The sequence below is a fragment of the uncultured Collinsella sp. genome (assembly GCF_959026545.1).
Classification (GTDB): Bacteria; Actinomycetota; Coriobacteriia; order Coriobacteriales; family Coriobacteriaceae; genus Collinsella.
Window position 1 is genome coordinate 25,983 of sequence record NZ_CAUFLV010000010.1, and the last position, 19,703, is coordinate 45,685.

15 protein-coding genes are annotated in these 19,703 nt (G+C 61.9%); 12 read left to right on the plus strand and 3 right to left on the minus strand.

The features are described 5' to 3' along the window. Nucleotides 1-7 precede the first annotated feature (7 nt). From Q5Q88_RS06005 to pflA, 5 genes are all read left to right on the plus strand, one after another. A complete protein-coding gene (locus Q5Q88_RS06005) occupies nucleotides 8-1,339 on the plus strand; it encodes an MFS transporter (protein ID WP_302742291.1) in 1,332 nt (443 codons plus the stop codon). Nucleotides 1,340-1,449: 110 nt separating this feature from the next. Further along, complete coding sequence (locus tag Q5Q88_RS06010; protein ID WP_294123632.1) at nucleotides 1,450-1,791, plus strand: arsenate reductase family protein; 342 nt, start codon at nucleotides 1,450-1,452, stop codon at nucleotides 1,789-1,791. Nucleotides 1,792-2,083: 292 nt separating this feature from the next. After that, entirely contained in the window at nucleotides 2,084-4,198 is a 2,115-nt protein-coding gene (pflB, locus tag Q5Q88_RS06015; RefSeq protein WP_302742292.1) for a formate C-acetyltransferase, read from the plus strand. A 141-nt stretch (nucleotides 4,199-4,339) separates the two neighbouring features. Continuing rightward, a complete protein-coding gene (gene grcA3 / locus Q5Q88_RS06020; protein ID WP_040360482.1) occupies nucleotides 4,340-4,591 on the plus strand; it encodes an autonomous glycyl radical cofactor GrcA3 in 252 nt (83 codons plus the stop codon). A 467-nt stretch (nucleotides 4,592-5,058) separates the two neighbouring features. Next, nucleotides 5,059-5,877: a pyruvate formate-lyase-activating protein gene (gene pflA / locus Q5Q88_RS06025; RefSeq protein ID WP_118652471.1), complete on the plus strand. Its 819-nt coding sequence runs from the start codon at nucleotides 5,059-5,061 to the stop codon at nucleotides 5,875-5,877. Nucleotides 5,878-6,112: 235 nt separating this feature from the next. Here the strand turns inward: pflA and Q5Q88_RS06030 are convergent, their stop codons facing one another. Further along, a complete protein-coding gene (locus Q5Q88_RS06030; protein WP_118652473.1) occupies nucleotides 6,113-7,051 on the minus strand; it encodes an aldo/keto reductase family oxidoreductase in 939 nt (312 codons plus the stop codon). 147 nt (nucleotides 7,052-7,198) lie between these two features. Next, the gene (thrB, locus tag Q5Q88_RS06035; protein ID WP_302742293.1) at nucleotides 7,199-8,080 is read right to left on the minus strand and encodes a homoserine kinase; all 882 of its coding nucleotides are present in this window, start codon (nucleotides 8,078-8,080) and stop codon (nucleotides 7,199-7,201) included. Between the two features lie 225 nt (nucleotides 8,081-8,305). Between thrB and Q5Q88_RS06040 the strand changes: the two genes are divergently transcribed. Then, nucleotides 8,306-8,605 (plus strand): DUF2442 domain-containing protein, encoded by a 300-nt coding sequence (locus Q5Q88_RS06040; protein ID WP_302742294.1) that lies wholly within the window; start codon nucleotides 8,306-8,308, stop codon nucleotides 8,603-8,605. Between the two features lie 165 nt (nucleotides 8,606-8,770). Here the strand turns inward: Q5Q88_RS06040 and thrC are convergent, their stop codons facing one another. Beyond that, nucleotides 8,771-10,285: a threonine synthase gene (gene thrC / locus Q5Q88_RS06045; protein WP_118652479.1), complete on the minus strand. Its 1,515-nt coding sequence runs from the start codon at nucleotides 10,283-10,285 to the stop codon at nucleotides 8,771-8,773. Nucleotides 10,286-10,526: 241 nt separating this feature from the next. On the opposite strand from thrC, the gene Q5Q88_RS06050 reads away from it, so the two are divergent. The 6 genes from Q5Q88_RS06050 (at nucleotide 10,527) to Q5Q88_RS06075 (ending at nucleotide 19,609) form a co-directional block, all read left to right on the plus strand. Continuing rightward, nucleotides 10,527-11,891, plus strand: a complete 1,365-nt coding sequence (locus tag Q5Q88_RS06050) for an aspartate kinase (RefSeq protein WP_302742295.1) — start codon at nucleotides 10,527-10,529, stop codon at nucleotides 11,889-11,891. A gap of 72 nt (nucleotides 11,892-11,963) precedes the next feature. Beyond that, the gene (locus Q5Q88_RS06055; protein ID WP_302742297.1) at nucleotides 11,964-12,989 is read left to right on the plus strand and encodes an aspartate-semialdehyde dehydrogenase; all 1,026 of its coding nucleotides are present in this window, start codon (nucleotides 11,964-11,966) and stop codon (nucleotides 12,987-12,989) included. A gap of 182 nt (nucleotides 12,990-13,171) precedes the next feature. Next, nucleotides 13,172-14,023 carry a DegV family protein gene (locus Q5Q88_RS06060; protein WP_302742299.1) on the plus strand — a complete coding sequence of 284 codons (852 nt, stop codon included), beginning with the start codon at nucleotides 13,172-13,174 and terminating at the stop codon, nucleotides 14,021-14,023. A gap of 184 nt (nucleotides 14,024-14,207) precedes the next feature. Next, nucleotides 14,208-14,909: an ABC transporter ATP-binding protein gene (locus tag Q5Q88_RS06065; RefSeq protein WP_302742301.1), complete on the plus strand. Its 702-nt coding sequence runs from the start codon at nucleotides 14,208-14,210 to the stop codon at nucleotides 14,907-14,909. Between the two features lie 12 nt (nucleotides 14,910-14,921). Then, complete coding sequence (locus Q5Q88_RS06070) at nucleotides 14,922-18,596, plus strand: FtsX-like permease family protein (RefSeq protein WP_302742303.1); 3,675 nt, start codon at nucleotides 14,922-14,924, stop codon at nucleotides 18,594-18,596. 332 nt (nucleotides 18,597-18,928) lie between these two features. Beyond that, nucleotides 18,929-19,609, plus strand: a complete 681-nt coding sequence (locus Q5Q88_RS06075; protein WP_294122588.1) for a methylated-DNA--[protein]-cysteine S-methyltransferase — start codon at nucleotides 18,929-18,931, stop codon at nucleotides 19,607-19,609. Nucleotides 19,610-19,703 lie beyond the last annotated feature (94 nt).

Genomic DNA, 19,703 nt, shown 5'->3' on the forward strand with positions numbered 1-19,703 from the left:
GATGAACATGGCTGGAGAGAACAAGGCCCGCACCTCCCGAGCGCCCAGGCTCGATTACGCGCATGTCGCGCTCGCCTCGCTGCCGTTCATGGGCATGATCAGCTTCTGGCAGGTCTTTGACGGCATCGTTCCCAAGATGCTCACGGGGACGTTCGGCTTGGACAATATGACTACCGGTGCCGTCATGGCGATCGACAACGTGTTCGGTCTCGTGTTGCTACCCCTGTTCGGTATCCTGTCCGACCGCTGTGCAAGCCGCCTCGGTCGCCGCACGCCGTTCATCCTGATCGGGTCGGTGATTGCCGCTTTCAGCGTGCCGCTTATCGCCGTCGCCAACGGGATGCGCAGCCTGCCGCTGCTCATCTTCGCAATCCTCCTCACGTTGTTCGCCATCTGCATGTACCGCACCATGACCGTCGCGATCGTGTGCGATATCACGCCACGCCCGCTGCGCACCAAGGCCGATTCGATCCAAAAGATGGTGGGCTACGCGGGCACGGGCGCGATGCTCGTGGCGATTGCGGTGATGGTGCCCTCCGGTGACATGCCCAACTACATTCCGCTGTTCATGCTGCAGGCGCTCGTCATCCTGGGTTCTGCTGTGGTGTACGCCATCCGTGTGCGCGAGCCACAGCTCGTGCAAAAAATGCATGACGAGAGCCTTAAGATGGGGATCGAGGAGTCCGAGATCATGGTCGACGACTCACCCGAGGCAGGCGGCCGCGCGAAGATCACCGACCGCTCCGTACTCTTTTCGATTGCGATGCTCTTGGCCGCAACTTTTTTCTATTACATGAGCTACAACGCCATGACCACGAATATCTCGCGTTATGCTGATATGTTTTACAACATGGAGGGCGGCAGCTACGCGATTATCAACATCGTGACAATAGTTGGCGCGCTCTCGGGATATGTGCCGCTTGCTAACCTCTCGCTCAAGGTGGGACGTAAGCGCGTTGCCGTGGCGTCGGCGCTCGTCATGGCTCTCGCACCGGTAGCCCTGTGGCTTATTCCCGGGTTCAGCCCCGTCTTCTACCTCGCGTTCCTCGCCATAGGCATCGCGCTGGGCGGCGTTGACATGTGCGTGTACACCATGCTGCTCGAGGTGGTGGACGCGAACAGCGTTGGTCGCTACTCGGGCTACTACTACACGGTCTCGATGGCGGCGCAGGTGGCGACCCCCATCCTGTCGGGCATCGTAATGGATGTCGCCCCCGGTTTGCTCTTCGCCTACATCGCGCTCATGGGCATCTTCATGCTGTTTGCTATCGCGGCAGCGCGCCATGGCGACACGGTCCTGATTGACGAGGTCGCGCGCCGCGAATCGGCCTCGGCGTAAACGTCGGAGCGCTTCCTGCGGGCGGACGGCGCTCCGGCCCCCGCTTGTCGTGCCGACGTTCTGGCATACTGTGCGCATGCGAGACCATGACCACGAGAGGCGGAGGCCCTATGAACATCCAGATCTTCGGCACCAAGAAGAGCTTCGACACCAAGAAGGCGCAGCGCTACTTCAAAGAGCGGCGCATCAAGTTCCAGTTCATCGACTTGCGCGAGAAGGAGATGAGCAAGGGCGAGCTCCAGAGCGTGATGCGCGCGGCCGGCGGCATCGACGCCGTGATCGACCAGGGCGCCAAGGACCAGGACACCGTCGCGTTGATCACCTACCTGGCGGAGAGCCAGAAGTTCGACAAGCTCCTCGAGAACCAGCAGGTCCTTCGCGAGCCCATCGTGCGCAACGGCGCCAAGGCGACCGTGGGGTATTGCCCCGAGGTCTGGAAGACCTGGGAGTAGGGGACGGTGGCCACGGAAGGGCTGCGTGGAAGGACCTACACGCGGGAGGCTCTGGAGCAGCCTAGAACGATAAAATGAACGAGAAAAAGTCCCAATTACGATAAACCGAATCACCTGCGGCTATGGTATCCTTGCAAGCGTGAATAAATCTTCGGCCAACGGTTGCTATTTTCACTCAAACGCGCGCGTTTTTTCGGCGAGTGGCGCATGGGGATGGCTGGCCGCTGTTCGGGGATGCCGGATATCGGGGCGAGAGCCGTCCCGACAGCACGACAAGGAGCGTGGTCAGGTAATGCAGGAGGCATGGGAAGGCTTCGAGGACGGTAATTGGACCAAAGAGGTCGACGTCCGCGACTTCATCCAGAAGAACTATACCCCCTACGAGGGCGACGAGTCGTTCCTGGTGGGCCCCACCGAGCGCACCACCAAGCTGTGGGACGACGTCATGGCCCTTATGCTCAAGGAGCGTGAGCAGGGCGGCGTTCTCGACATGGACACCAAGGTCGTGACCGGTATCCTGTCGCACCCGGCCGGCTACATCGACGCCGAGCATCCCGAGCGCGAGACCATTGTCGGTCTCCAGACCGACAAGCCGCTCAAGCGCGCCTTGCACGTCAACGGCGGTATCCGCATCGCCTGCCAGGCCGCTTCCCAGCACGGCTATGAGGTCGACCCCGAGATCGTCGACTTCTACACCAACAAGCGCAAGACGCACAACGCCGGCGTGTTCGACGTGTACAAGCCCGAGATGCGCGCTTGCCGCTCCGCCCACATCATCACCGGCCTGCCGGATGGCTACGGCCGTGGCCGCATCATCGGCGACTACCGTCGCGTGGCCCTGTACGGCGTTGACGCCCTGATCAAGGACAAGCAGGCTCAGAAGTCCTCCACCCCCTCCGTCATGAACGAGGACAACATTCGCCTGCGCGAGGAGCTCTCCGAGCAGGTTCGCTCGCTGCAGCAGCTTATCGAGCTCGGTAAGCTCTACGGCTTCGACATCGCCCGCCCGGCTGCCAACACCCAGGAGGCCATCCAGTGGATGTACCTCGCCTATCTGGCTGCCGTGAAGGATCAAAACGGCGCCGCCATGTCCATTGGCCGCACCTCCACCTTCATCGACATCTACGCCGAGCGCGACCTCAAGAATGGCACTTTCACCGAGGAGCAGATCCAGGAGTTCGTCGACCACTTCATCATGAAGCTCCGCATGGTCAAGTTCGCTCGTACCCCCGAGTACCAGAACCTCTTCTCGGGCGACCCGCAGTGGGTCACCGAGTCTATTGGCGGCATGGGTGTTGACGGCCGTACCCTCGTCACCAAGATGAGCTACCGCTACCTCCATACGCTCGAGACGATGGGCACCTCCCCGGAGCCGAACCTGACCGTCCTGTGGTCCACGCACCTGCCGCAGGCCTTCAAGGAGTTCTGCGCCAAGACCTCCATCGCCTCCTCGTCCATCCAGTACGAGAACGACGACGTCATGCGCGTGTACCACGGCGACGACTACGCCATCGCCTGCTGCGTGTCCTCCATGCGCGTCGGTAAGGAGATGCAGTTCTTCGGCGCTCGCGCCAACCTCGCCAAGTGCCTTCTGTACGCACTCAACGGCGGTGTGGACGAGGTCTCCCACAAGCAGATCGGCCCTAAGTACCGTCCGGTCGAGGGCGACACGCTCGACTTCGATGACGTCATGAGCAAGTACAAGGACATGATGAAGTGGCTTGCCGGCGTGTACGTGAACACGCTGAACATCATCCACTATATGCACGACAAGTACTGCTACGAGGCCATTCAGATGGCCCTGCACGACAAGGACGTCCATCGCTGGTTCGCAACGGGCATCGCCGGCCTCTCCGTCGTGGCCGACTCCCTGTCTGCCATTAAGTACGCCAAGGTTCACCCCGTCCGCGACGAGCAGGGTGTCATCGTCGACTTCAACATCGAGGGCGACTTCCCCAAGTACGGCAACGATGACGACCGCGTCGACACTCTTGCCCACGACATCGTGCATGAGTTCATGGAGTGCATCCGTCGTCACGAGACCTACCGCAACTCCGTGCCCACCACCTCTGTCCTCACCATCACCTCCAATGTGGTGTATGGCAAGAACACCGGCGCCACGCCCGATGGCCGTAAGGCCGGCGTGCCGTTCGCCCCGGGCGCCAACCCGATGCACCAGCGCGACAGCCATGGCGCCATTGCGTCTCTGAGCTCGGTTTCCAAGCTTCCGTTCCGCGACGCGCAGGACGGCATTTCCAACACCTTCTCCATCGTGCCGGGCGCGCTGGGCAAGGAGGACGAGGTCTTCTTTGGCGACATCGACCTCGGTGACATCGAGTTCGAGAACCCGGTTGCTTGCTGCGATTGCACCGACTCCTCCGCTCCTGAGGGCTCTGAGGATCGCTAAGATCGCGGGCCACGTGGTCCGTCTGTAATGTTTCCGCGCCGGTCGTAATTCTGGCGTACCGGCGCGGCATCTACTGATATACTTTCAGTAACAATTCCTATTCTGGCGCGTTGGGGCGTCAAACAAGAAAAGGAGAACACCATGAAGGTCGCTGATATCCCGCAGGCGCAGGCCGACAATCTCGTGAGCATGATCGACGCGTACGCCGAGAAGGGTGGCCACCACCTGAACGTCAACGTGTTCAACCGTGACACGCTTCTCGACGCCCAGGCCCATCCGGAGAAGTACCCGCAGCTCACCGTGCGTGTTTCCGGCTATGCCGTTAACTTCCACAACCTCACGAAGGATCAGCAGGACGAGGTCATCTCCCGTACCTTCCACGAGGGCTTCTAATTCGCGATAGCAGAGCGAATGTGACGAGACGGGCGCCAGGATAACCTGGCGCCCGTCTTTGCGCATGGGGGCTTCCAATGACCCATTGAAGATATGAGTTTACAACAATCGACAATGTGTACCGCCGGGTAGCGTGTCTATCCCAAAGCGTGTTCGTTTCAGCGCGTATCCGCGTACAATTGCGCGAAATGTGGGATCAACGCCGGCATGCGAGCAGATCTGATCGTTAAACAGGGCGCAAATGCGCAAGGGCACCGATCTGGCATCGCCAAATCGCCATTAAGACGCGAAATTTGGTACACATTGTCGTTTTTTGTATGTCAAAGCTGATGGCTTAGGCGATCTTCATTGCGGCTGCGAGGAAGATTTCGCTGAAGGCGTTGGGGCAATGGATGTCCAACAGGGTATGATACCTAGCGGTTAAATGTGACTGCGTTGGATACCACAGATGAAGGGGGAGATGGCTCATGGCGCGTGTGCAGTTGGACGGCTTGCAGGACCAGGTATCGAGCTACGCGCTCGGGCGTGTGCACTCGATTGAAAGCATGGGTACGGTCGACGGGCCCGGTGTGCGATTCGTGGTGTTCACCCAGGGATGCCCCATGCGCTGCGCATATTGCCACAATCCCGACACGTGGGCCGTGGGCGAGGGTGTGGGCACCCCGGTGACGGTCGAACGCATCATGAGCGAATTCGAGAGCAACCGCCCGTTTTACCGCACGGGCGGGATCACAGTCACGGGTGGAGAGCCCTTGCTGCAGCCGGAGTTCGTGGGCGATCTTTTCAAGGCGATGCACGACAACCCCAACGGGCGCGTCCACACGTGCCTGGACAGCTGCGGTTATGCGTACAATCCCAAGCGTCCGGAGCGGTTCGAGAACGTGCTCTCGGAGACCGATCTCGTCCTACTCGATATCAAGCACAGCGATCCGCAGGGGCATAAGGACCTGACCCGCTGCGCACCGGACAACATCATCGCGTTCGGTGACGAGCTCGCGCGACGCGGGATCAAGGTCGTCATTCGCCATGTGGTTGTCCCCGGGATCACCGACACGGTCGAGGAATGCGAGGCACTCGGAAGGCTGATCGCGCCCTGGCGCAATGTGGTGGGGCTGGAACTCCTGCCGTATCACACCATGGGCATCGTGAAGTACGAGCAGCTTGGGATCGAGTATCCGCTCAAGGATGTGCCGGCTATGGACAAGGGTCGCATTCCCGAGTTGCGCGAAGCGGTCCTGCATGGGCTGCGTATGGGCAGGGCAGCGGAACACAACTGCCAGGGTTAGCCGGGTTGCCCGACGGACCGGAAGCCCCCCGCGCGGGCGAATGATCCGACGGCGGGGAAGGCATAACGGGAGCTTCAGTGCAAACAAAAAGGCGGCGCCGGTGGAGAGACCTGGCGCCGCCTTTTGTGAGGGGTGGAGTACTAGTGATGTACCCGCATGCTCCCCATCGAAAACGGTTTTCAACTCGTTCATGATGTCAGCACCGTTTGTGCACGTCACGAACACATTTTCCGTCTTATGGCAGGTCGTTACCCGCGGCGATATAAAGGTCGTACCATTCCTGGCGAGTAAGCTCGACATCGGCACCGGGGGCGATGGCGCGAATGCGCTCGGGATCCATTGAACCCGAGATAACCTGCATGCGGGCGGGATGACGCAAGATCCAGGCGATTGCAACGGCTTCTTTGGAGACGCCCCGCTCCTCGGCGATCTGAGCCAAGACGCCGTTGAGCTCGGCGAACTGCTCGTTATCGATGAAGGTTCCTGCGAACATGCCGTACTGAAGAGGGCTCCAGGCCTGGATGGTCATGCCTGTGAGCTGCGCGTAGGAGAGCGCACCGCCATCACGGTCGGCCGCGGCGTCGTCCTCCATGTTCTCGTGCATCTGCATGCGCACCATGCCGGCATGGCACAGGCCGAACTGGAGCTGGTTGACCTCGAGCTTCTGATCGAGATTGGCCTGGAGCATCTCGCAGCTCCAGGGGCCCATGTTGCTCACGCCGATGTGGCGCGCCATGCCGGAGTCGACGATGTGGGCCATGGTGTCGCCGAGCTCGTCGAGGTCGCAGAGGGCGTCGAGGCGATGCAGGAGCACGAAGTCGACGTGGTCGGTCTGCAGGCGCTCGAGTTCGGCCTCGAGCGAGGAGAGCAGGTGGTCGCGCGAGAAGTCGTAGATGCCGTTGCGCTTCCCGGTGAAGTCGGGAGCGATGCCGAATTTGGTCTGGAGGATGACATCGTCGCGGGCGACCCCGAGGTCGTGCAGGGCCTGCCCCAGGACGCGTGAGCTTTCGCCCGCACCGTAGATGTCGGCGGAATCGAAGAAGTTCATCCCGCAGTTGAGTGCCGTCTGGACGATGTCGCGGGCCTCATCGCGCGTTTTTCCAGCCATGCGCATGACGCCCATTGCGATGCGGCTCGCCTCGTACTCAGTCGATCCGATTGTTTGGTAGTTCATGGGGTTCCCTTCGAGGTATGGGCGAATGCCGGAAACAAGCATCATAGCCATGATAGAACTTGAGTAAGGGATCGTGACAGCTGACGAAAGCCTGCTGTCAATACCAAATCGCAAGTTTTGCAGAACGACTACGTCCCCAGTTGGAAATTAGAGGTACTCGATCTGCGCGCCTTCGGTGTCGCAGGTGAGGATGTGGGTTTCGCAGTCGGGGAAGGCCTCGCGGAGGCGCACCTGCAGGAACTTGGCGACGATAGTATCGTCAGTCACAGCCATGAGGGTCGATCCGGAGCCGGAGATCCACAGCGTTCCCGCCCCGCCGTCCAGGCACGTGGCGCGGATGGCATCGTAGTCGGGGATGAGTGCCCGGCGATAGGGCTCCTGCAGGCGATCGTCGTTCGCGTCGGCGATGAGCGCGAGGTCGCCCGTCTCCAGACCGCGCGTCATGCCGGCGATACGGCCCATCTGCCACACCGCGTTCGAGAGCGGCACCTCCTGCGGAACCACCTTGCGCGCCTCGCTCGTATGGACCTCGTAGGGCGGGATGATGGTGATGAAGCGCAAGCGATCGCTCACGTCATAGCGAAGGCAGCGCGGCAGGCCGCCCTCGGGCGTGAAGGAACACACGGCACCGCCCAAGATCGCGGGGGCCACATTGTCGGGATGCCCCTCGACGGACGTGGCGATGCGGACGAGCTCAGCGCGGTCGACGGTATGGCCGGTGAGGGCGGCTGCTGCCATGATGCCAGCGACCACGCAGGTGGAGCTGCTGCCGAGACCGCGCGCCACGGGCACCTCGGTATGGATGTCGAGCTTGACCGGGAAGGGCTCCTCACCCCACTCCCGCAGGGCGTCGACGAAAGAGACGTACACGAGGTTGTTCTCGCTTTGGAACTCCACAGGGCAACCCGTGATTTCGAGTTCGTCCGAGCGTTCGAAGGTGAAATGCGAGTACAGCGACACGGCCATACCGAGCGTGTCATAGCCGATGCCGAGGTTCGCACTCGTAGCGGGAACAGTGATCTTGATCATGGGGCTCTCCTTCTTGAGGATGAAACTCACCTTACTATCCTATCAGGGGCTGTTCTTAAGGCATGAGCGCGCGGGTACAATAAAGTTACTTTTCACGCCGTTGAAATGAGTGCCTATGCCGGTTATTGCATTGTTTTTGGGAAGATGAATTGATGCAAAATTGGGAATTGGCGGCTGCGGGCAAGCCTCTCAATTCAATTGATCCTTTGATGTAGGAGGTGCCACATGGAGTATTTGCCCCGCGTTGTCCAGGCGCTTGCAGGCGACGATTATACCGTGTATGCGTATTTCTCTGACGGGTCGGTGCGCCGTGCAGACATCAAGTCCCTCATCGAGCGGGGCGGTGTATTTGCCCGCCTATCAGATGAAGATTTCTTTTCAAACAGGTTGACAGTTATGAATGACGCCGTTGCGTGGGACGTTGCCGGAAACCATGATGAAGCTGCTTGTATTGATTTGGACCCTTGGAGCATGTACGAGACGAGCGAGTGCGTTGCCGATCCGCTCGCCGAAGAGGCGGCCTAACTCTCACTATCACGGCGACTTAAGCATGGGTAGTATGCTCAAGTTCCGGCGTGTTTCGTCCGCCGCGAGTTCCGCATGAGCCGAAGGCCACCTTAAGTGGCCTTCGTGCGAGTCGGGATTGTTCGAGCGCCGGATGAAACACGCCGGAACCCATATACGTATCTTCTACAGCGCTGTGGCAGCGTTCTCCACGTACGTGGGCATATCGTCGATATCGACCACGTCGGTGTGGAGGACGGGCTTGTCCTGGAGCGTGGAAAGCTGCTCGGGCGCGGTGGTATCGGTCGCCTTGGCGAGGACGTCCATGCAGGCGAAGTCGCTCGGAGGACAGAACAGGCCGAGCGCCCCGGCGACGGCGCGGGGGAACTTGTAGGGGCTCGCCGTGGAGAGCAGGATGCGCGCCTTGGCATCCGGGGCGGCGGGTTGCTCAGCCAGGACGTGGAAGCCGCATGCAGTGTGCGGGTCGATCACGTAGCCGTTCGCGTCCCAGCACTCCTTGATGGCGTTCGCGACCTGGTCCTCGTCGGCCCAACCGCATCCGAAGACCTCCTGGATGCGGGCGAGCAAGTCGGCGGGCAGGGTGTAGGAACCCTCGCCGCTGAGGCTTTCCATGAGCTGCGCGACCAGTTCGCAGTTGCCGTCGCTCAGGTAGTAGAGCATGCGCTCGAGGTTGGACGAGATGAGGATATCCATGCTCGGCGACGTCGTGGTGTAGAAGGGGCGCTGACGGTCGTAGGTACCGGTGGTGAGGAAATCGTAGAGCACGTTGTTCTTATCGCTTGCCACGACGAGCTTGGCCACGGGCAGACCCATGCGCTTGGCGTAGTAGCCGGCGAGGATGTCGCCGAAGTTGCCGGTGGGCACGCAGAACTCGACCGCATCGCCCGGCTCGATGGCGCCTGCGCGCAGGAGCTGAGCATAGGCAGCGAAGTAATACACGACCTGCGGCACCAGGCGGCCGACGTTGATGGAGTTGGCACTGGAGAGCATCACGCCCTGCTCTGCCAGGTGCTCGGCGAGCTCGATGTCGCCGAAGATGCGCTTGACGGCGCTCTGAGCGTCATCGAAGTTGCCGCGCACCCCGCAGACGGTGACGTTGCCGCCCTCTTGCGTACTCATCTGGAGTTCCTGCACGCGGGAGACCTTGCCCTCTGGATAGAAGACGGTGATGCCCACACCGGGCGCGTCGGCAAAGCCGGCAAGCGCCGCCTTTCCGGTGTCACCCGAGGTCGCGGTGACGATTTGGATCTTGGCGGGCGCATCCTCAGCGGCGGAGTCAGCCGTGCGGGCCATGAGGCGGGGGAGCATCTGCAGGGCAACGTCCTTGAACGCACTGGTGGGGCCGTGCCAGAGCTCGAGGACGTAGGAGGGCACGCCATCGGCGTTGGGGGCCTGCGCGAGCGGCACCACGGGGGTGACTTCGTCGCTGGCAAAGGTGCCCTCGTAGGCCTCGCAAACGCAGGCGGCGATCTCGTCGGCGCTGTAGTCGGGCAGGAGCGCGCCGAGCACCTCGCGTGCGAGCTCGAAGTAGTCCTTGGAGGCGAGGCTGGCGAGGTTGATGGTGGCCTCGCCCAGCGCGTCGCTCACGTACAGACCGCCGTCCGGCGCGATGCCGCGTCGAATCGCCTGCTTGGAGCTGAGCTCAGATGTACGTGAACGCGTGCTGTGGTACGTCGCCATACTGCGATCTCCTCACAATTGGGTGCATAGATGGAGCTCATGGTACCAGAGCGTCCCGCTCCGGCTGGCTAAAGTGAACGCAGGCGCGGGCCTTTACAGCGCCATTCCACATGACGTTCTTTATTTGGAAACAATGGTGACACCTTTGAGCTGCCCTACTAGCTCATGGTAAAGTGGCAGCCTACGTGTCATGTCGCGCTGCCCGTTTGCGGCACGCGCTGGGGAGGGGTTTCTGCGCACCATGATCAAGATCACCAAATTTGGCGGTTCGTCCGTCGCCGACGCCGAGCATTTCCGCAAGATCAAGGCGATTATCGACGCCGACCCGGCACGCCGCTTCGTGGTGGTGAGTGCGTGCGGACGCCGTTCCAAGGCCGACACCAAGGTCACCGACCTGCTGTATCTCGTAGACGCTCACGTGAACTACCACGTTTCCTGCGAGGACCTGCTTACCGACATCGGCCAGCGCTATTTCGACATCGCCGACGAGTTGAACCTCGACTATCCGATCCGCGATGAGTTCGCGGCGTTTGCCGAGCGCGCTCGTACCGGCGGGTACACCACCGAGGAGCTTGTGAGCCGCGGTGAGTACTTCACTGCGCGCCTCATGGCCGAGTACCTGGGGCTGCCGTTCATCGACGCTGCGGATATGGTCGCCTTCCACCACGACGGCACGCTCTCAATGAAGCGCACGGCGGAGCTCGTCAAGGAAAACGCCCGCGAAGGCGGATTCGTCATGCCCGGCTTCTACGGTGCCACCAAGGAGGGTAAGATCCGCCTGCTCGACCGCGGCGGCGGAGACATCTCCGGCTCCATCCTCGCCCAGTGCCTGGAGGCTGATCTCTACGAGAACTGGACGGACGTCTCGGGCTTCCTCTCCGCCGATCCTCGCATCGTGCCGGGCGCGCAGCCCATTCCCCGCATCACCTACGAGGAGCTTCGCGAACTCTCCTACATGGGCGCGAGCGTCCTGCATGAGGAGGCCGTCTTCCCCGTGCGCGATGCCGGCATCCCGCTCGTGATCAAAAACACCAATGCGCCCGAGGATCCGGGCACCATCATTTCCGAGACCGCCAAAGAGGGCGATTCCGAGCCCATCATCACCGGCATCGCCGGCAAGCGCGGGTTCCTCGCCATCAACGTCTCGCGTGACCGCACCAAGAGCCGCATTGGCTTCATGCGTCGTGCCCTGTCCGTCTTCGAGCGCTATGGCGTCTCGGTCGAGCACATGCCCACGGGTGTGGACCAGTTTGCCGCAGTCGTTCAGGCCGCCGACGTCAAGGACTCCCTGTATTCGCTCATCTCCGATATCCAGGAGGAAGTCGAGCCGCTGGAGATTGAGGTTGTCGAGAACCTGGCGCTCATTGCGACGGTTGGCCGCAACCTGCGCGGGCGCGCCGGTATCTCGGGGCACCTGTTCGGCAAGCTGGGCGAGGCGGGCGTGAGCGTCCGCATGATCACCCAGGGCTGCGACGAGATCAACATCATCGTCGGCGTCGAAGAGCGCGATTTTGACCGCGCCATCAAGACCATTTACGAGGCGTTCTCCGATGAGAACGGCATTGTTACCACGGCCGATCTCGAGCCGACGCCGAGCCCGTTTTAAGCAGAGCATGCGCCCGCTCGTCACGTCATGTGAGGGTGGCATTCGACATATCCTTTTGAGAAGGGGGACAACATGAAGACATATTCCGTCGCCATCGTGGGCGCCACCGGAGCGGTGGGCGCGCAGATGCTTCAATGCCTGGAGGAGCAGGAGTTCCCGGTTGGCTCCCTCAAGTTGCTGGCGAGCCCCCGCTCGGCCGGCAAGGTTGTCGAGACTCCGTGGGGCGAGGTCACGGTCGAGGCCGCGGCACCCGAGGCGTTCGACGGGGTCGACATCGTGCTCGGCGCGGCGGAGGACGACATCGCGCTCGCGCTCTACCCCGAGGCCGTCAAGCGCGGTGCGGTGGTTGTGGACAACTCGCACGCCTTCCGCCTCGATGCGGACGTGCCGCTGGTCGTTCCCGAGATCAACGCCGCCGATGCCCTCAACCACAAGGGCATCATCGCCAACCCCAACTGCGCCACCATCATCGGCCTCGTTCCCACCTGGCCGCTTCACCAAATCGCCGGTGTCAAGCGCATGATCGTCTCGACGTACCAGGCCGCGAGTGGTGCCGGCGTCCCGGGCATGCGAGAGCTCGAGGAGCAGATCGGCTGCATGGGGCGCGGCGAGGAGATTCCCGCACCGAGCGCATTCGCCGCGCAGCTCGCCAGCAACCTCATCCCGCAGATCGGCGGCGAGAAGTTCGAGGGCTTCACCTCCGAGGAGATGAAGATGCAAAACGAGGGGCGCAAGATCATGCATCTGCCCGAGCTCCGCGTTAATTGCACCTGCGTGCGCGTACCGGTGGTTCGTTCGCATTCCGAGAGCATCACGCTCGAGTTCGAGCGCGACATCACACTTGAGCAGGCGCGCGAGGCCCTTGCCGCTGCACCTGGCGTGAAGCTTGTGGACGACCTGAACGCAGAGAGCGCGCACGACCGTTGGCCCATGCCGCTGGACACGACCGACCAAGACCTCATCTGGGTCGGCCGCATCCGCCGCGACATCTCCAATCCGGAGGCGCTGCGCGGCATCACGTTTTGGTGCTGCGGCGATCAGATTCGCAAGGGCGCGGCGACAAATGCGGTCCAGATTGCAAAGCTGCTCTGCGAGTAGGCCGCGTACGTTGCGTGCAGCTGCTCAACGGCAATCGAAACCGTCCACGAGTAAAGCAACACTACTAAGTAAAGTGTGTACAATCTAGTCGAAGCACGGAATGACAGCGGAGGGCGTCGTCTGCACGGATGTGCGGGCGGCGCCTTTCGCGTCTGAATACGATAAGAATGGTCGTGGTCTGTATGAGCAAGTATGTCATCGTGGTCGAATCCGGCGCAGATGTCACGCCGGAGCTGCGTGAGCGCTATGGAATCGTGAGTGTTCCCATGCACGTGACGATGGGGGACGAGACGGTGGACGACGGCTCGATCGATCCGCTTGAGATCTACTCGCGCTGCAATGAGATGGGTCAGATGCCAAAGACGAGCGGCTGTTCTCCTGCGGACTTCAATGAGGTTTACGATCGCATCCACGCCGAGCAGCCCGAAGCCACCATCCTGCACCTTGCGTATTCCGAGGTGACCACCTGCTCGCATCAGTCCTCTAAGATCGCCGCCGAGGGCCGCGACTACGTGTACTCGATGGATACACGCTTCGTCTCTGTGGGTCAGTCGCTCATTGCCGTCGAGGCCGCCAAGTATATCGAGGCGAACCCCGATGCGACGGTCGAGGAAATATTCTCCTTCGTCGAGAGCGTGATGGATCGCGTGCTTTTGGGCTTCGTCCCCACCGACCTCGCCTTCCTCAAGGTGGGCGGTCGCCTCTCCAACGTGGCGTTCCTTGGTGCGCATCTGCTCAAGATCAAGCCGTGCATCGAGGTCACGGGCGGCAAGTTCGTCGCCACCAAGAAATTCCGTGGCTCCATGCTCAAGTGTGCCCGTGCGTTCCTCGACCACATGGTCGAGAAGGGCGATATCGATTTTTCGCATATTGGTCTCGCGTATTCCGTGGGCCTGTCCGAGGAACTGCGCGGCGACATGGAGGTATATGCCCGCGAGCTCGGTTTCGAGGACATCACGTGGACGCAGGTTGGTGGCGTGATCTCCAGCCACTGCGGCCCCACCGCCTTCGGCGCGGTCCTGCTGCAAAAGTAACCACGTTCTCTTGCGAGCGCAGGCACCGCAACGTCCGCCAGCGCAAAGAGCGCGATCGGTATTCTCCAAGCTGTCGGGTCGATGTGGTTCGATATTCGCACATGCTGCCCACGTATTTGCCTGATGCCTATACTTGTGGGTATATCAATTCATAATGGGAACCCACGCAACGGGAGCGCCGCGTATGGCATATATCGAGTTCAGCGATGTGACGAAGGTTTATGGCTCGGGTGATGCCGAAGTCCACGCGCTGGATGGGGCGTCGTTTGAGGTCGATCGCGGCGAGCTCGCTGTGATCCTCGGCGCCTCCGGCGCGGGCAAGACCACCGCGCTCAACATCCTCGGCGGCATGGACACCGCCACGAGTGGACGCGTTGTCGTCGACGGGCGCGACGTGAGCTCCGCCTCCGAAGACGACCTCGTGGAGTACCGCCGCGCCGACGTGGGCTTTGTGTTCCAGTTCTACAACCTCGTGCCCAACCTCACCGCGCTTGAGAATGTCGAGCTCGCTTCCCAGATTTGCCCCGACTCCCTTGACGCCGCCGAGTGCCTGCGCAAGGTGGGCCTGGGCGAGCGCATGGCGAACTTCCCCTCGCAGCTTTCCGGTGGCGAGCAGCAGCGCGTATCCATCGCCCGAGCGCTGGCCAAGAACCCCAAGCTCCTGCTGTGCGACGAGCCCACGGGCGCCCTCGATTACCAGACGGGCAAGCAAGTGCTGCAGTTGCTGCAGGACACGTGCCGTCGCGATGGCATCACGGTCCTCATCATCACGCATAACTCCGCGCTCGCCCCCATGGCCGACCGCCTCATCCGTTTCAAGAGCGGCCGCGTGACCGACATGCGCGTGAACGCCACACCCACACCCATCGCCGATATCGAGTGGTAGGCGACGGTGTCTATGAAGGGGAGAAAGACGGACCGTCGTTCCGGTAACCGGCGTCCAAACGCGTTCAGAACGGACATCGCCCGCACCATCACGGGCAATCTCAAGCGGTTCATCTCGTTGTTCGTCATCACCGCGCTGGGCGCCACGATGCTCGTCGGCCTCAAGGCCGCCTGCGACGACCTGCGCTTCACCGCCGACAGCTACTACGACAGCCAGCGGCTGTTCGACATCTCGATTCAGTCCACGTTGGGTCTGGACGAGGGCGATATAGAGGCCCTGGCCAAGATAGACGGTGTCGATGTGGTAGAGGGCGGGTATTCCGAAACGGCATACACTCAGGTCAAAGGTGCAAGCGCGAAGGTTGACCTCAAGGCGCTCTTGCCGGCGGGGATGAATGAACCCCAGGTGATCGAGGGGCGCCTGCCGCGCGATGTCAACGAGGTCGCCGTGACGCAGAAGTACCTCGATGTGAGCGGCAAGAAGATCGGTGATACCGTGACCTTCGAGGGCGAAGGCGAGGAGCCCAGCGCCGCAGGGGCCACCGACGACGCTGGCGAAGCGGGCGACGACGCGGGAGCCGCCGGCGCTGCGGTGACCGCCGATGCCACGGGGACCGCCGACGCCGCTGACGATACGGCCCTGGCAGCGGGAGGCTCCTCCGCCATCTTCAAGCGCGGCGAGTACACGATCACAGCTTCCGTGCTCGACCCCATGGACGTGAACGCGGGTAGCAAAACTATGAGCTTTCGCAGCTCGGGAGGATCGCAGTACGCATTTTTCCTCACACCCGGCGCCGTATTGGACCGTGGCACGTTCACCGTTGCCTACCTCACGGTAAAAGGCGCGGCAGATCTCATGACCTACTCCGATGAGTACAAGGATATGGTCGATGAGGTGAAAGAGCGCGTTGAGGACATTCGCGAGCAGCGCGAGGAGGCACGGAGCGAGGGCCTCAAAGCCGATGCACGCAAAGAGGTCGACGACGCGCAGGCGGAGGCGGACAAGCAGTTCGAAGATGCGGAGGCCCAGATTGATGATGCACTTGCTCAGATAGCCGAGGGCGAGGCCGCGCTCGCGGCGCAAGGGGCGGATGCGCGCCGCCAGCTTGCGGACGCCCAGACCAAGCTCGATGCATCTCGCACGCAGTTGACTTACGGCATGGCCGTCATTGACGCCAGGCAGACCGAGCTCGACGCTGGACGCGTTCAAGCTGAGTCGGCTCTCGCGCAGATAGCTCAGGCTGAGTCGGGAGCCGCAACGCTCAAGGCGATCATGAACAGCGGGCTCACCGGCCATACGTGGCCGGAGGCCGCTTGGCAGCGGTTGCTGGAGGGTGACGCCACGGCAAAGGCGGAATTCACCACGGCCATCACGGCGTATATTGACGAGGCGTCTGGCCAATTGCAGCAGGCCGAGGAGCTTTGCGACGGGATCATTGCCGCGCTCGACCGGTTGCCCGTCGGCGATCCCGCGGCGAAGGAGGAGGCGCTCGCCGCGCTCGACCGGCTTGCCGTCATTCGCCCCGATCTCTCAGGTCAGATCGAGCAGATCAAGGCACTCGTCTCCGCATATCCAGAAAACGAGTCTGATATCCAAGAGGCCAAGAACCGGGTCCTCACCATCAAGAACACGCTGACGACGCTCTCGGGCCAGCTTTCCGACATGTCATCGCAAGCCGACGACATCGCGGACGCGGTGCTCAGCAAGCCCACGGTGCAGGCGGCGCTCGGCAAGATCGAGGCTGGTCAGGTGCAACTTGACGCGGCCCGCGCCAAGGCGAACCAGGGCCTAGGGCAACTCGAGGCGGCGCGGGCAACCCTCGACCAACAGCGCGCCAGCACCGAGGCGCAGCTTGAGGGCGGTCGCGCCGAGCTTGCCGAGGGCTCTGCCGACGCCGCCGAGGGCCAAGCGGAGCTCGATGAGCAAAAGGCCAGCGCGAATGCCAAGTTTGCCGATGCACGTTCCGAGGTGGATGGCATCGAGCGTGCCACCTGGTACATCCAGGATCGCAGCTCGCTTGCCAGCTATGCGAGCATCGAGTCGGACGCGAGTTCCATCGAGTCCATCGCCACGGTGTTCCCCCTCATTTTCTTCACGGTGGCGGTGCTCATCAGCCTCACCACGGTTACGCGCATGGTCGAGGAAGACCGCGGACTCATCGGTGTGTACAAAGCGCTCGGGTATAGCCGCGGCCGCATCCTCTCCAAGTACCTCATCTACTCGTTCGCCGCATGCGTGGCCGGCGGCATTGCAGGCGACGCCCTTGGCTTCATCGTGCTGCCCGAGATCATCTTCACCATCTTCACCACCATGTACGCGCTGCCGCCGTTCCAGCTGCACTTCAACGCGTTCACGGCGGCACTCGGCATCACCCTGTTCGCCGTCGGAATCGTGGGCGCAACGTTTCTCGCGTGCCGCCACGTGCTCAGGGAAACGCCTGCCTCACTCATGCGCCCCAAGGCCCCGCGCGCGGGCAAGCGCATCCTGCTCGAGCGCATCACGCCCGTGTGGCGGCGCCTCTCCTTCCTCAACAAGGTGAGCGCGCGCAACCTCTTCCGCTACAAAAAGCGCTTCCTCATGACGGTTTTCGGTATTGCCGGGTGCACCGCGCTCATGATCTGCGGCCTGGGCATTCGCGACACGGTGATCTCGCTCAAGCCGCGCCAGTACGGCTCGGAGGGCATCGTGCGCTACGACCTGCTGGCCGTGACGGCCGACGCGGACTTCTCCCAGGGTGAGGACGAACTGCGCGCCACGGGTGCCATCGACACGATGCTCGAGGCGCGCGTCGATACGGTCACCGCCGAGTTTGGCGGCGTGAAGGAGAACATCCAGCTCATCGTTGTCCCCGACAACGCGGACCTGTCTGCCTACATGAAGACCGAGGACGGCTCCCATACCTCGTTCCTTGCTCCGGCGATGGGCGGCGAGGAGCTTGGACTCCCGCGTGAGGATAACGGAGCGCTCATCACGAAGAACGCCGAGCAGGTGTTGGGATTTGGCCTGGGCGACGAGCTCGCGCTGCAGGGCACCGCCTTGCAAACCGGCAGCGCCCGTGTGGACGGCATAACCGTTAACTTCCTGGGAAATTTCATCTTCATGACGGAGAGTGCCTACCAAGAGGCCTTTGGCGAGCCGTGCATACCCAACGCGTTCCTGGTCAGTCTCGAGGGCACGGATGCCGAAAAGATCGCCCTTGCTGATGAGCTCTCTGCTGGGAACACGTTCGTGAGTGTGTCGAGCTCCACCAAGATCGCCAATGATTTCTCAGAGAGCTTCAAGATCATCGACGTGGTGGTGTACGTGGTGACGGTCATGGCGGCTGCGTTGGCGTTCGCCGTGGTCTTCACGCTGTCCAACACCAACATCTCCGAGCGCGAACGCGAGCTCGCCACCATCAAGGTGCTGGGCTTCCGCCGGCGCGAGGTGTATCGCTACATCAACAAGGAGACGATTGTCCTCACGCTCATCGGCATCGTGGCGGGATGGCCCCTCGGGTACCTCATCACGCGGTTCCTTACGTACGTGTTGCGCATGCCGTCGCTGTTCTTCGACACGATCGTCGAGCCCCAGACGTATGTGTTCGCCTCGATCATGGCGCTCGTGTTCACGCTCATCATCAACCAGATGACCAATCGCAGCCTCGACAAGATCGATATGGTGGGAGCCCTCAAGAGCGCCGAGTAGCTGCACCTGATTCGTGGCGGGCCTTATATACGCTCCGGAGCGTGGTTCCGCTTCGCTCCACAAAAACGCTCCTACGGTATATAAGGCCCGCCACGCCTCGTGCTCGGCTAAATCGGCGATTGAGTGCTTTTGAACTCATTTACCTATGCAGGCGGGATAAAGAGGTTGAAGCGCTGCAGGTGCGGAAGGGGGAGCGCTGGGATATATACCGTAGCGGTGTTTTTATGGAGTGAAGCGAAGCCACACTGCGTACCGTATATATCCCAACGTGCCAGGCAAGGTGACCTTGCGGCGGCGGTACAATGAATCGACTGTGCTGTAAGGGGGACCGCATGATAACCACCACCTACCACTCGCCGCTGGGCGACATCACGCTTGCCGCCGACGCGCGTGGGCTCACGGGTTTGTGGTTTGCCGACCAAGCGCATTACGGCTCCACGCTTGAGGGCGATGAGCCCTCCTTTGACATGGAGCGAGGTGTATTCGAGGACGCGGTGAACGCTGCCGTGCATGCCGAGCCGCATGCCGAGGCCGCACCTGCCGTCACGTGCGAGAAGATTGAGGGCTGCGATGCCGTATCCGGGTGCAGCCCCCTGAACGCCGAGGACCCGCGGAATACCGCTGCGGTGGGCGTGCTCGAGCGTGCATGGGCGTGGCTGAACGCGTATTTCGCCGGTCAAGCGCCGCGTTGGACCCCACCTCTGCACATCGAGGGCACCGAGTTCCAACATGCGATTTGGGTCGCGTTGCTTGAGATCCCTTATGGCGAGACGGTCACCTATGGCGAATTGGCCCATCGGGTGGCGCGTCGTCGCGGGTTCACGGAAGCGGGGCTGGAAGGCGATGCCGCAAAGACGCCCTCTCCGCGTGCCGTTGGTGCGGCAGTGGGCCGAAATCCCATCTCGATCATCGTGCCCTGCCATCGCGTGGTGGGTGCGGACGGATCGCTCACCGGATACGCCGGTGGCGTGGAGCGCAAACGCGCCCTGCTCGAGCTCGAGGCGGCGCGGTAACCGAGGCCTTCGACAACCTCGCATACGCGTGCAGACAACCTCCTCACGTGTCCACAACATCCGCGAGAGTGTACTTTCGCGGAGGATTTTCGGC

Bases quoted from the DNA above. Each gene is read 5' to 3' on its own strand.
- Q5Q88_RS06005 (WP_302742291.1), top strand. From the start codon at position 8: ATGGCTGGAGAGAACAAGGCCCGCACCTCCCGAGCGCCCAGGCTCGAT.
- Q5Q88_RS06010 (WP_294123632.1), top strand. From the start codon at position 1,450: ATGAACATCCAGATCTTCGGCACCAAGAAGAGCTTCGACACCAAGAAG.
- pflB (WP_302742292.1), top strand. From the start codon at position 2,084: ATGCAGGAGGCATGGGAAGGCTTCGAGGACGGTAATTGGACCAAAGAG.
- grcA3 (WP_040360482.1), top strand. From the start codon at position 4,340: ATGAAGGTCGCTGATATCCCGCAGGCGCAGGCCGACAATCTCGTGAGC.
- pflA (WP_118652471.1), top strand. From the start codon at position 5,059: ATGGCGCGTGTGCAGTTGGACGGCTTGCAGGACCAGGTATCGAGCTAC.
- Q5Q88_RS06030 (WP_118652473.1), bottom strand. From the start codon at position 7,051: ATGAACTACCAAACAATCGGATCGACTGAGTACGAGGCGAGCCGCATC.
- thrB (WP_302742293.1), bottom strand. From the start codon at position 8,080: ATGATCAAGATCACTGTTCCCGCTACGAGTGCGAACCTCGGCATCGGC.
- Q5Q88_RS06040 (WP_302742294.1), top strand. From the start codon at position 8,306: ATGGAGTATTTGCCCCGCGTTGTCCAGGCGCTTGCAGGCGACGATTAT.
- thrC (WP_118652479.1), bottom strand. From the start codon at position 10,285: ATGGCGACGTACCACAGCACGCGTTCACGTACATCTGAGCTCAGCTCC.
- Q5Q88_RS06050 (WP_302742295.1), top strand. From the start codon at position 10,527: ATGATCAAGATCACCAAATTTGGCGGTTCGTCCGTCGCCGACGCCGAG.
- Q5Q88_RS06055 (WP_302742297.1), top strand. From the start codon at position 11,964: ATGAAGACATATTCCGTCGCCATCGTGGGCGCCACCGGAGCGGTGGGC.
- Q5Q88_RS06060 (WP_302742299.1), top strand. From the start codon at position 13,172: ATGAGCAAGTATGTCATCGTGGTCGAATCCGGCGCAGATGTCACGCCG.
- Q5Q88_RS06065 (WP_302742301.1), top strand. From the start codon at position 14,208: ATGGCATATATCGAGTTCAGCGATGTGACGAAGGTTTATGGCTCGGGT.
- Q5Q88_RS06070 (WP_302742303.1), top strand. From the start codon at position 14,922: ATGAAGGGGAGAAAGACGGACCGTCGTTCCGGTAACCGGCGTCCAAAC.
- Q5Q88_RS06075 (WP_294122588.1), top strand. From the start codon at position 18,929: ATGATAACCACCACCTACCACTCGCCGCTGGGCGACATCACGCTTGCC.